The sequence below is a fragment of the Arthrobacter sp. CAN_A6 genome, from assembly GCF_015751715.1.
Lineage (GTDB): Bacteria > Actinomycetota > Actinomycetes > Actinomycetales > Micrococcaceae > Arthrobacter_D.
The window spans coordinates 247,457-259,333 of sequence record NZ_JADOUV010000005.1; the positions used below are offsets into that span (position 1 = coordinate 247,457).

Annotated in this window: 9 protein-coding genes and 2 pseudogenes; 1 reads left to right on the top strand and 10 read right to left on the bottom strand. The window is 62.0% G+C overall.

Translation table 11 applies throughout. From position 1 onward, the window contains the following. Window positions 1-42: 42 nt before the first annotated feature. The 5 genes from IWX75_RS10890 to IWX75_RS10910 all read right to left on the bottom strand — a co-directional run bounded on the left by IWX75_RS10890 (window position 43) and on the right by IWX75_RS10910 (window position 6,821). The gene (locus tag IWX75_RS10890) at window positions 43-741 is read right to left on the bottom strand and encodes a potassium channel family protein (RefSeq protein ID WP_334684257.1); all 699 of its coding nucleotides are present in this window, start codon (window positions 739-741) and stop codon (window positions 43-45) included. Further along, entirely contained in the window at window positions 734-2,032 is a 1,299-nt protein-coding gene (locus IWX75_RS10895; protein WP_442858970.1) for a TrkH family potassium uptake protein, read from the bottom strand. The genes IWX75_RS10890 and IWX75_RS10895 overlap by 8 nt, the downstream gene beginning before the upstream one ends. Window positions 2,033-2,609: 577 nt before the next feature. Then, on the bottom strand, window positions 2,610-4,418 hold the full coding sequence (locus IWX75_RS10900; protein WP_196822297.1) for an amino acid transporter: 1,809 nt from the start codon (window positions 4,416-4,418) through the stop codon (window positions 2,610-2,612). 259 nt (window positions 4,419-4,677) lie between these two features. Continuing rightward, window positions 4,678-5,352 carry a response regulator gene (locus IWX75_RS10905; RefSeq protein ID WP_196822266.1) on the bottom strand — a complete coding sequence of 225 codons (675 nt, stop codon included), beginning with the start codon at window positions 5,350-5,352 and terminating at the stop codon, window positions 4,678-4,680. Continuing rightward, window positions 5,349-6,821: a sensor histidine kinase gene (locus tag IWX75_RS10910; protein ID WP_196822267.1), complete on the bottom strand. Its 1,473-nt coding sequence runs from the start codon at window positions 6,819-6,821 to the stop codon at window positions 5,349-5,351. Before IWX75_RS10910 ends, IWX75_RS10905 begins: the two co-directional genes overlap by 4 nt. 279 nt (window positions 6,822-7,100) lie before the next feature. On the opposite strand from IWX75_RS10910, the gene IWX75_RS10915 reads away from it, so the two are divergent. Continuing rightward, window positions 7,101-7,943 carry a PhzF family phenazine biosynthesis protein gene (locus IWX75_RS10915; protein WP_196822268.1) on the top strand — a complete coding sequence of 281 codons (843 nt, stop codon included), beginning with the start codon at window positions 7,101-7,103 and terminating at the stop codon, window positions 7,941-7,943. Window positions 7,944-8,116: 173 nt separating this feature from the next. Here IWX75_RS10915 and IWX75_RS10920 read toward each other — a convergent pair. From IWX75_RS10920 to IWX75_RS10940, 5 genes and pseudogenes are all read right to left on the bottom strand, one after another. Then, window positions 8,117-8,349: pseudogene (locus IWX75_RS10920) on the bottom strand (integrase core domain-containing protein); the annotation flags it as partial. Window positions 8,350-8,846: 497 nt separating this feature from the next. Next, window positions 8,847-9,437: an ECF RNA polymerase sigma factor SigK gene (gene sigK, locus IWX75_RS10925; RefSeq protein ID WP_334684259.1), complete on the bottom strand. Its 591-nt coding sequence runs from the start codon at window positions 9,435-9,437 to the stop codon at window positions 8,847-8,849. A 377-nt stretch (window positions 9,438-9,814) separates the two neighbouring features. Further along, window positions 9,815-10,039: a hypothetical protein gene (locus IWX75_RS10930; protein ID WP_334684260.1), complete on the bottom strand. Its 225-nt coding sequence runs from the start codon at window positions 10,037-10,039 to the stop codon at window positions 9,815-9,817. Window positions 10,040-10,148: 109 nt separating this feature from the next. Continuing rightward, window positions 10,149-11,246, bottom strand: coding sequence for a hypothetical protein (locus tag IWX75_RS10935; RefSeq protein WP_196822271.1), 1,098 nt, complete (start codon window positions 11,244-11,246; stop codon window positions 10,149-10,151). 282 nt (window positions 11,247-11,528) lie between these two features. Beyond that, a pseudogene (locus IWX75_RS10940) lies at window positions 11,529-11,877 on the bottom strand (hypothetical protein); the annotation flags it as partial.

Consider the following 11,877-nt stretch of genomic DNA (forward strand, 5'->3'; position numbering starts at 1 on the left):
CAGCACGGGATGGCGGGACGCCTCGAACCCGGCAGAAATTATTCAGATGAGGGCGCTGAATGCTTCTGCTTTGGCGGTGGGGCCGGCGACGATGATTTCGTCGTCGTTGTAGAGGGTGGTTTCGGTTGTGGTGTAATCCCACTCGCCATTATTGCGCTTCACGGCAACGACGGTAATGCCGTACCTCGCGCGGATTTTGGTGGTGCCGAGCTCCCGGTTCCAGGTTTCGCGTGGCGGGCGGGTCTTCACCATGGCGAAGTTGTCCTCAAATTCGACGTAGTCCAGCATGTTTCCGCGAACCAGATGGGCTACCCGCTTGCCCATGTCCTGTTCGGGTTGGACAACGTTCTTGACGCCGAGCTGGCGCAGGATTTCGGCGTGGGGTCGGCTGATTGCTTTGGCCCAGAGGGTGGGCTTTTCGAACCGCAGCAGGATCGAGGTGGTCAGGATGCTCGCTTCAAGGTCGGTGCCGATTCCGACGACGACGCGGTCGAACTCGTGCACGGAGAGCTGGCGGAGGGCGTCTTCCTTCGTGGAGTCGGCACGGACTACGTGGGTGAGTATGCCGTTGAAGGACTGGACAACGTCCTCGTTGTCGTCGATTCCGAGCACTTCGGTGCCGGCATCTGCCAATTCACGGGCCAGGGCGCCACCGAACCGGCCCAGTCCGATGACCGCAACTGAGTCCGCTTCCGCGATCCGGTCCGTGCTCTTGGGGGATAATAGGTTCGCCTTAGCCAATGAGGGGCCTTTCTTTGGGGTATTCATACAGAACAGGTTTCGCACGCAATGCCAGTGCTGATGCCAGGGTGATGGGTCCGAGCCTGCCGATGAACATGATGGTGACCAGCAGGACGTGGGCAATTGGTGGCAGTTGCGCGGTGATACCAGTGGACAGACCCACAGTGCCGAACGCGGAGACCACTTCGAACAGGAGGCGGTCCAGGCCGAAGTCGGTGATCAGCATCAGGAACATGGTGGATCCAACGACCAGTGCCACGGCGAGCAGGACAATCGTGATCGCCTGGCGGTGTACAGCCCGGGAGAGTCGTTTGCCGAAAATATTGACTGCAGACCCTCCACGGATTTCCGTATAGAGGATGAAGAACAGAACCGCGAAGGTGGTGATCTTCAGTCCGCCCGCGGTGCCTGCCGGTCCGCCTCCAATGAACATCAGCACGTCCATGGCCAGCCAGGTGACCGGATGGAGTTCGGCGAAGTCCACGCTGTTGTATCCGGCGGTGCGGGTCATAACCGACTGAAAGAAGCCGGCATGAATCTTTTCCGCCGAGTTCATCGGGCCGAGGGTGCCGGGGTTGGACCATTCGACGGCGGTGATGAAGATCCCGCCGCCGAGCAGCAGGATTGCAGTGCCACTGAGGACGAGTTTGGTGTTCATCGACCAGTGCAGGGGTTGGCGGTATTCCCGATGAAGTTCGAAGAGCACTGGAAACCCCAAACCGCCGATGATGACAGCCAGGGCCACCGGGACGCAGATCCACGGATCGCTGACGAACTGGATGAGACTGTCACTGAACAGGGCGAACCCGGCATTATTGAAGGAGGACGCCGAGTGAAAAATCCCCAGCCAGGCGGCTTCAGGTAGCGAGTAGCCATAGCCCACCGCAAAACGGGCTGCGAGTGCAAGCGCGGTGACCGCCTCGATCAGGACGCTGAGCTTCAAGACACCAAGCAGTACGCGCCGGACGTCCCCAAATCCGGTAGTCTTCGTCTCCGCGGCGGCGGTAAGCCGGGACCGCAGGCCGAGCCTGCGGGCAAGGAGCACACCAAGCAGGGACGCGAAGGACATGATGCCAAACCCTCCAAGTTGGATGAGTCCCAGAATGATCCCATGCCCGAGCGGACTCCAGTACACCGGAGTGTCCACGATGATCAACCCTGTTACGCACACCGCCGACGTCGCTGTGAACAGAGCCTCAAGGAAAGTCGCACCTCCCGCGCCGGCCTTGGCGACCGGCAGCATCAAAAGCGTCGTGCCGGCCAGGATCGCCGCAGCGAAACCGAGCACAATGAACTGGGCCGGATGCCTCGGTGCTAGGTAAGCCCTGAACCAAGCAGCCCTTCGGCTGAACCGAGAGGCAAAAGCTCGCAATCTTGGACTGGAATTCAAATTTCGGAACACATGCCGGACACGGGCATCACGCGAACGAACCTTCACCGGCAGGGAAATCCTCGAATGCTCCAGTACATTGCCACTATCAAGAGTGCCGACTTCGCATCACGCCGACGACTGTATAGCCGAGTCCCACCGGAATCGAACACTCGAGGCAACTCCATTTGTTCAATTCACCTGTTCTAGCGTATCGGGCCGAAGCCGTTTTTATTCTGCGGTGGATCATCGTCGGAAGGAGTATTTTATTCATCGGCTAGGAACTTACCTTGTCTTCATCTCCCTCGTAGCCTGAGGCTCAGCCAACAGTTGCTGAATGATGGGAAAGCCCTCGGCGAGGAATCGGCTTACGAACGTTAGTAGGAGGTGTGAGGTCGGGCTAGAGACCAATTCCCAACTGAAAACCGAGCGATACCAACCGTGCAGGGCGGTAACAGCAGGACGCATTCCGCCGGATTGGTGAGACTCCATTCCTGAACTAGCCCACGTGTACCCATGGCCTTTGGGACACGTCGGGTTCGGCTTCGCGCAGCACTTCCCGGGTGACAGGTGCGATCTCTCCTTCTCCGATGATCAGGAATTTGAAGAGATTGACCAGTGGGTCCCCCTCGGTCCAGCGGAAGTAGACGTGCGGCATGACTCCGGTGATGTCACGGATATGGAGCATCACTGCGGCAATGGTGTTGGGTACGTTCGAGCTGTGGACCTGGAGGATGTGGAAACCGTGGCGGGTGATGCCACGCACGTGAAGGTGGGTCTCGAACTCCGATGAGTCATCGACGATCACTTCGATGAACAGTGGCGTGTCCGTTGCGTTGAGGTGGCTGACGGAACAGGCGTGGTCGAATTTGCGGCGGTATGCTGCGGCGCTGAGCCTCTCGGGCTCGTGGGCGATCAGCGAGATCTGGCCGGAGTGCCGTGCCGCGACGAACGTCAGGGCTTCGTCGTCGAGGGTGATGGTTGTCGCTCGTAGTTCAAGAGCCCGCCGCGCCCTTGATGCGAAGGACACCACGAGGATACCGAGGATGAACAGAGCGGCGATGCCGGCACCATCGGGACGGTTCCACAGGTTGGTGATCGTGGTCCAGATGAGGATCAGGGAGATGACCCCGAAGCCGAACGAGGCTCGATGTTGACTGCGGCGGCGAGCGGAGAGAGCGACAGCTACCGACGCCGAGGTGATCAGCACCAGCACGCCCGTCGCGTAGGCGCCGCTTTGGGCTTCGACGTCGGCTTTGAAGGCGATGGTGACCGCGGCGGCGACCGCGGTGAACACCAGAACCATCGGTCGGACGGCGCGCGACCAGGCCGGTGCCATGCCGTAGCGCGGCAGGTACCGTGGCACGAGGTTCAGCAGCCCGGTCATGGCGGAGGCGCCGGCGAACCACAGGATGGCGATGGTACTCACGTCGTAGAGCGTTCCGAAACCTTCCCCAAGGTACTTGTGCGCGAGGAAGGCGAGAGCTCGGCCACTGGCTTCGCCTCCCTCCTCGAATTCGGCTGCGGGAACGAGGAGGGTCGTCACGAAACTCGAGGCGATCAGGAAACCGCTCATGATCAGAGCGGCTGAAGTGAGCAGTTTCTGAGCGCCGAGGATCCGGCCCTGGGGCCTGTCCGGCGTGTCCTCGACGGCGCCTTTGATTTGCGGCATGACGACGACGCCGGTTTCGAACCCCGAGAGCCCGAGGGCGAGGCGGGGGAAGACCAGCAGGGCGACGGCGATCATGGCCAGGGGGTTGCTGTGCTGCGTGGTGAGGGTTGTCCACCAGTTTTCGACAAGCACGGGATTCGCGCTAATTTCTGCCGCGGCGGTGATCACGACCACGAGGTTCAGGGTGAGGAAGGCGGCGACGAGGGCGACGGCGATGCCGATCGCCTCGTGGAAGCCCCGGAGGAAGACGATGGCGAGGAGCAGCAGGAACACCAGTGTCACGGCCACTTCCTGGCCATGAAGCCAGGTCGGAGCGAACGGGTTCTCGATCAGGTGGGCGCTGGCATCAGCGGCGGAAAGGGTCATGGTGATGATGAAGCTGGTCGCGGCGAACCCGAGCAGTGCGAGAACGAAGAGTTTGCCTTTCCATTTAGGTAGCAGCTTTTCCAGCATCGCGATGGAACCCTCACCGTTGGGGCTTTCGCGGGCCACGCGCTTATAGACAGGTAGCGCGCCGAAGAGTGTGACGGCGACGAGGATGAGCGTGGCAACAGGGGCCAGTGCACCCGCTGCAGCAGCGGCGATCGCCGGTTGGTACCCGAGCGTTGAGAAGTAGTCGACGCCGGTCAGGCACATGACTTTCCACCACGGCTGCACGGTGGAGGTGGTGCGGCGCCTTGGCTTGCGCTGGTTCTCGTCGTCCTGCAGCCAGTGGCCGAGCCGACGGGCCCTGCGGGTTTCGATGAGATGATCTTTGATGGTGCTCACAGGGTCGAACCTACGCCGCGGTTGGTGGGCCGACGGGGGTTCTTAACGGATCCTTAACGCCTTTCCACGCTGTTTGTGCCCAATGGCATATTTCTCGACTCGATCACATCACTGCCCGACGCCGGCGTCAGGGTTCGAAGCGGTATCCCATGCCGCTTTCGGTGATGAAGTAGCGGGGCCGGGTCGGGTCCGGTTCCAGCTTGCGCCGCAGTTGGTTCAGGTAAACCCGCAGGTACTGCGCTTCGCGGGCGTACGCGGGGCCCCATACCTCCAGTAGGAGTTGTTGCTGTCCGACGAGTTGGCCGGGGTTACGCACCAGCAGTTCAACGATCTTCCATTCCGTCGGGGTCAGTCGCACCTGCTCGCCGTGGCGTTCGGCTTTGCGGCCAACTACGTCGAGACGGAAATCCTTGGTGGTGACTACCGGTGTTTCTGGCGCTGGGATGGAGCGTCGTTCGGCGGCCCGTAGGCGGGCCAGCAGCTCCTCGAGGCCGAAGGGTTTGGTCACATAGTCGTCAGCTCCGGCGTCGAGGGCTTCTACCTTGTCCTCTGGGGCGTGGCGTGCGGACAGGACGATGATGGGCACCTGGCTCCAGGTTCGAAGAGCGGTGATGACCTGCACACCGTCCATGTCCGGAAGGCCGAGGTCGAGGACCACCAGGTCCGGGCGGTGCTCGGATGCTGCTGTGAGCGCGGATGTGCCATTAGTGGCTGTCACCGGGTGGTAGCCATGGGTGCGCAGGTTGATCTGGAGAGCACGCAGGAGCTGTGGTTCGTCCTCGACGATCAGTACGGTAGTCACTGCCTCACTCCTGTTGAGAGGGGGAGCCGGACGATCAAGGTCAATCCACCGCCGGGTGCAGGTTCGGCAAGCAGCTTCCCGCCCATTACCTCAGTGAATCCGCGGGCGACGGCCAACCCCAGCCCCACCCCCGTGGTGCCTGTGTCATCCAACCGCTGAAATGGTTGAAACATGCGCTCGATCGTGGCCTCGTCGACGCCGCGCCCATAGTCGCGAACCCGTAGCTCGCCCGCGGGGAAATTCCGGACCATGCCGGAGACAGCAGCAGTAATCACGATGTCGGACTCGCCAGCGTACTTTTGGGCGTTCTCGGCAATATTGGCGATGACCCGTTCGAGCATCCCGAAGTCCGCTTCCACGGTTGGAGGATTGGGTGGTAATAGGATCCGGATATTTTCCGACGTCATTCCCTTCAGGGCGGCTGCTACTACATCCGGCCAATGCACGGGACCGAGGTGCGGGGTGGCTGTATCGCCACTGAGCCGCGACATGTCGAGCAGGTTATCGATCAGGGACGCCAGCCGGTCTGATGAGGTTTCGATGGTGCCGAGCAGTTCGGCCTCTTCGCTGGGGGTGAAGGCGATGTCCTGCTGCCGGAGGCTGGTGACCGCCAGTTTGATCGCAGCGAGAGGAGTGCGCAGGTCATGGGAGACTGCTCGGAGGATTGCGGTACGCATGACGTTTCCTTCGGCAAGGCGGCGGTTTTCCTCGGTACTGGCCAGGAGTTGCTGGCGTTGCCGTAGCGCTGTCAGCTGGGATCCGAAGGCGACCAGCAGCCGCTGTTCCCGCCCCGTCAGTGCGCGGCCGTACAGCACCAGCTCCAGGCCGTCGGGGAGGCGCGTGCCGGCGTCACCGTCACCGGACAGTCGATGGGTAGCCGGATCGCCGTCGTCGGGAAATGTCTCCTGCATGCCGTCCAGAGCAACCAGCGTCGGGACGGTGGCGTCGCCGGGGTGGACGGCGTCCTCGTTGTTCCGGTTGTACAGTGCGGCTCCCGCCATGCCGAAGTGGTTGCGTACATGATGGAGGAAACCCTGCAGCGTGTCTTCCGCGGCGAGCACTCCCCGGGCGAGCTCTCCAAGAGTCGCGGCATCGGCGGAAGCATTAGCAGCCTCCCGGGAACGTCGGGCGGCGAGGCCGACCACCAAAGAGACCGCGACCGCAACTGCCACAAAGATAAGGAGAGTGAGTAGATTCTCCGGATCGGCGATCTCCAAGGACCCGAACGGCTGCGTCGAATAGTAGTTGAGGATGAGACTGCTCCACAGCGCGCCCAGCAGCGCCGGCCATAACCCGCCGACCAGGGCCACTGCCACCACGCCGGCGAGCTGGAGGAGGACGTCTGCGGCAAGGAAGTCACTCCCCGCCGCGAACATCCCCCACTCAAGCGACGGCGGAAGCGCTAATGCCAGAACGAATCCGACCTCGGTGCGTACACGGCCCAGTTCGGGTGCCGCCAATGTTGCCATGCCGGAATTCTCGCAGGTCATCCGGGAACCCGGATCATCAGGACCATCGAGTATCGCCTATGCGCTGTTGGTCCTGGTTGTCGACCGAAGAAGCACCTGACCTTCACGCGGCGCGACTTTTAGGGCTATCTGCCAACCGGCGAAGATGCAGGATCAGGCGCAGTGTCGACGCCGTACCTGCATGAAGAATCGCAAACGAGGGCGTCCGGCAAGCCGATGGCCGACCGCTACCCGCGAAGCTCAGCCAGCCGCGGTACCGCTTATGGTTAGGCTTCGTGTATGGATCGTGCGTTTCGTCAGGTTGATGTTTTCGGTGTTGAGTCGTGTATGGGTAATCCCGTTGCGGTGCTTCTGGAGGCGGAAGGGCTCGATGATGAGATGCTGCGCAGGTTCTCGGTGTGGTCGAATCTGTCCGAGTGCACGTTCGTGCTGCCGCCCGAGGCGCCGGGAGCGGATTATCGGGTGCGCATTTTCAGCCTGAGGACGGAGTTGCCTTTCGCAGGGCATCCGACCCTGGGTACGGCGCGGGCCTGGCTTGACGCCGGTGGCACTCCGGCCATTCCAGGTGTAGTGATGCAGGAATGCGATGCGGGCCTGGTGCCGGTGCGCATCGATGAAGACCGGCTCGCTTTCAGTGCGCCGTCGCGTCTACGATCCGGCCCCGTTGATCTGAATACACTTGCTGTCCTGATTGAGATTCTCGGGGTTGGCCGTGAGCAGGTGGTGGATGCCGAGTGGCTGGACAATGGGCCCGGTTGGGTGGGGATCCTCTTGGACAGCGCGCGCACTGTCCTTGACCTGCGCCCTGATGTGTCTGCGCATTCGGGCCGGTGGGATATCGGCGTGATAGGACCTCACGAGCCGGGTTCCGAGGCTGCGTTCGAGTTGCGGGCGTTCTTCACCGACGGCGGGGAACCGTTGCGCGAGGATCCTGTAACAGGGAGTCTGAATGCCGCGGCTGCGGAATGGCTCATCCTTTCCGATCGCGCTCCTACCAGCTATATCGCTACGCAGGGAACGGCGATGGGGCGGCAGGGGCGGGTTCACATCAGCCGCGGCGACGGCAAGGTCTGGGTGGGAGGACGAGCCGAAATCGTCCTCTCCGGGTCGGCAGCCCTGTAATAACTGTTTCCCGCAATTATGTCTTCAGAGCTGCGGTGGCCGGCCGGTGCCGCTGCTGGGCGTTCGACGTTGCTCAGTCACGAAGAGCCCCGAATCAGGTCGTATGTATTGCAATCGCGAAGACTCTTCGACAATGACTGCACAGCGAGTGAATCAGTCGTGCTGCCGACCCGTTAGCTGTACTGCCCGGGGAGGTTGGTTAGCCGGATGATGGGTGGTTTGCCTCCGATGGCGGTGTGGGGCCTGTGGTGATTGTATTCGTGGAGCCATGCTGGCAGTGCTGCTCGGCGGGCTGATTCGCTGGTGTAGTGGCGGCTGAAGGCCCACCCGTCGGCGAGGTTCGGTGGAAGCGTTCGATCTTCCCGTTGGTTTGCGGCCGGTAGGGTCTGGTCTTCTTGGCCTTGATACCCAGGGTGGGGGCGAGGATCACCAGGGTCAGCCCTGCTGCTACGAGGACCGCCAGGAAGCTCGTGAGCCGGTCGACGTTCCCGCGAAACGGCCGGAGCATCAGACCTGTGGATCCCAGCAGATTGCCTACTCCGTAGGCGGCGACCAGGAGCCCGGATGCGGACACGCTGCCCATTACGGGAGCGATGGCGACTGCGTAGATCGGTAACGCGGCGACCGAGAACGCGACCGTGATGGTGAGTCCGAGCGTGCGGCGAAGAGGACCGTGTCTCCAGATGTGTTTCAGGGTCTCACCGGGTGAGGGCACTGTTATTGCGTGGATCAAGCCGGACCCTCACACACCGTTTTTCTAACAGTCCCCGAATGCCCACCATGAATGTGTCGCTTTCAGGCGGGGGAGAGGGGACGCCTTTCAGCTCTGGTTTGAAGTCGCTGGACCGCGGAAAGCTCAACAAGGTATTGAGGAACGTTTCTGGCAGTGGGCACTTCTCATGGTCAGATTGCTTGCAGGCAGGTACGGAGTCGCTGGATGCCGTCCCGGATGCGTGTTTTCGCGGTGGCTGCGGGGATGCCGAGGTGTTGGGCGACGTCGCTGTAGCTCAGGCCGGTGTAGTAGGCCAGATGGATTGCTTCGCGTTGAAGTGCAGACAGATCATCCAGGCATGCAGTGATGGTTGCAGCCTCGTTGCGGGTGATGACGGTTTCGGACACGTGGTCGTAGTCAACGTCCTGGTTGGCGATGCCCCACCGAAGGGCTCTGACGCGGTGGGCTTGTTCTGATCGGACTTTGTCGACGGCTTTACGGTGAGCGATGGTCAGGATCCAGGACATTGCGGAGCCCTTGTGCGGATCGTAGCGGGCAGTTCCGCCTTGCCAGAGGGTCAGGAACACCTCCTGTGTGGTGTCCGCACTCATTCCAGGGTCCACGACGACTTTGTGGACCAGCCAGTACACCCGGCGTGAACACTGCCGGTACAGCTCATCGAAGGCTTCCTCGTCGTGTCCGGCGACGCCGGACAGCAAGTCAGCTAACTCGGAAGGCGGACGAGGTGCGGACCGGTCGTTGGGCGGGTGGGGGATTGACATGCAGTGGGAGACCTCCACGGTGAAATAGTGCGCTGTCAGAGATACCGGCGGATGGACTGACGGTGTTCTCCCCCACAGAACGACCACCGGCAGTACAGGTGAGAGTGTCCCATCGGCAGCACCGCGGCGTCACTGCCCTCTCTGATACTGAACCTAACGGGCTGCAACTCCCGCATCAAGGTCTGTAACCAACCTGTAATGGTCAGAGGGAACGCGAGATGTAAGGAGTTTCCTGGGACACGACATGACCTCTTGGCCCTAAAATGTGGGCCATGATGAACATCTCCGGGGTGTCCGCCCCGAAGTAGACGTACCCTGGGAGCCGGTGTCGCCTTCGGAGGGCGCTCCGCCGGCTTCGCAGGCCGCGATCGTGGTTTTCATGTCGTCCATGGCGGCGCGGGAGACGGTGGTGTCGGAGGAGGCCGCGCGGTGTGGTTGCTGAAGAACTCCCCGTTGCTAAGCCCGTAGAGGAGAAGGGTCACGGCTTGCGGATCCTCCAGTGTTTGCTGTGGTCCGGTGATGCTGCCCCGGACGATGTAGGTTTCCCCATCGGCTTCGAAGGGAATTGCGCTGCGCTTGAGGTGTTGGACTTCGAAGCTCACCTCGCGCTGCATGGTCTGCGAGCCATCCGCCGAGCCGGCACCCGCGCCGGGCTGAGCGGCTGCACCAGCAGAGCCGTTCCGAGAAGAAGCAATGTTTTTACCAGGATTTTTACTGGGGGCGGGTTTTGGAGAGTTGTCGGCGGTCGTATTCGCGAGAGCTGAAGGTGGCTTTTCTGACGGACTCTTCATCATCCAGGCTTGAGCCGAGTGCTCCCGCGATAGTGCCCAGAGACGCGGAGAGCCAGGCGAGGTTGAAATATTCGTCGATGCCGGCGGGGTGCCCCAGCTGGGCCGCGAGGTATTCGCTGTTGATGACCACGAGGGCGCCTCCGAAGATCACGGCGAACAGCCCCAGGTACATGGCGGCGACCGCGATCAGGATCGTGATGACGGTGGCGAGGTTGTAGCTCACTTTGCGTTCTGTGCGCCGGCCGCCGCGGGGGCGTTCCCATAAGTCGTTATGTGCTATCAGCCAGATAGTCATGATCGTGATGGAGAGCAGGCTGATGGAGGTCAGGCGGGGGGCGCTGAGATAATCGGCCATGGACCAGATGCTGGTGTAGAAAACACCGAACGCCCCGGTGGCTGTCGCTGCGGCCATGGCGCCGGAGAGTCCGGGCAGGATCCGCCAGGGGCGGTTGCCGCGCACCATGCCGGCCAGGAGCTGGGCCCTGCCCCGGATCCCTTTCAGTGTCTCGTACGAGTTCTGATTCGTCTCAGGGGCGGGGGTGCTCCGCTCCGGCGAGAAAGGGAGGATAGCAGCGGACACTCTGCCACGGCCCAGGGATGGTGCATTCGTGGCTCCGTGCAGGGCGCCGATGGTCTGCAGCAAAGCCCGGCGGACCCGGTTCGTTCGCACCACGCCCAAGGCGGGAAGGGCAATCATTGCTGAGCCATAGTCGGTGTTCACGCTGGAGATCATCGGTTCGGAATTGGCGTATTTGGGCAGGTCCGTGAGGTAGATGAGGTAGTCCCAGCCCAGCCGGTCACGGACTTCCTGGGAGTGAAGGTTCAACTCCACGTCCCCGTTGGCGTCCAGGGGCAGTGACTGTTGCTCGATCTCAACGATCCACTCGATCGTCGAATCCAGTGACGAGCTCAACATCTGCGCTGTCGTCGCCTGCAGTTTTTGCGCCAGTGCCATCGGCAGATGAGGATCGGCCATCAATCCCACTGTCTTTTTCTCTGCGACCGTTGCCTCACTCATCCATTCAGGATAAGTGGCCCCGCTGTACAAGGCCTGAACCAACTAGTCGGAGTCAGATCCCGAAACCGCGGAAGCACGCCCGGTCCGAGGCCCGCAAGCAGGCGCCAAGAAAGCCGCCGACGCCGTCGTGGATTGACCCCAGACGATCGTGTTTGTCTCGCGGCCGATAAGCGTTAAGAAGCGACCGCCGCAAAAGCTTGGAGGCTTCTGCGGCGGTCGCTTCAGGTGGACTGATCGTTGGAGGAATCAGGTCCGATCAGTCCGTCGTGCTGTTAGGTGCTGTTATGCCTTGGTGTTGCTGCGGCGGACCATGAAGGTTCCACCGGCTGCTGCTGCCAGGACCAGTCCGCCACCGAGGGCGAGCATGGCGGTGTTGGATCCGGTTTCCTGGGCGACACCTGTGTCGGCACCACCTGCGGGCATGTCGCCCATCTGGGAGGCGACGAGGGTTCCACACAGTGCCGGTGAGGTGGCGCCGAGGGGAAGTGAGGGCTCCAGGTCGCTGGGTGCGTTGAAGGCCTCTTCGGTGGCGGTGACCGTGGCGGGGTCCAGGCCGTGGACGACGACGACGGCGGTGCCGGCTTCGAGGGAGGCCTTGGTTGCAGCATCGAGGTCGATCTCACGGTCGATG

Coding starts and splice junctions, on each gene's coding strand:
- IWX75_RS10900 (WP_196822297.1), bottom strand. CDS start 4,418: ATGTGCCTGACCGGCGTCGACTACTTCTCAACGCTCGGGTACCAACCG.
- IWX75_RS10915 (WP_196822268.1), top strand. CDS start 7,101: ATGGATCGTGCGTTTCGTCAGGTTGATGTTTTCGGTGTTGAGTCGTGT.
- IWX75_RS10935 (WP_196822271.1), bottom strand. CDS start 11,246: ATGAGTGAGGCAACGGTCGCAGAGAAAAAGACAGTGGGATTGATGGCC.
- IWX75_RS10910 (WP_196822267.1), bottom strand. CDS start 6,821: ATGGCAACATTGGCGGCACCCGAACTGGGCCGTGTACGCACCGAGGTC.
- sigK (WP_334684259.1), bottom strand. CDS start 9,437: ATGTCAATCCCCCACCCGCCCAACGACCGGTCCGCACCTCGTCCGCCT.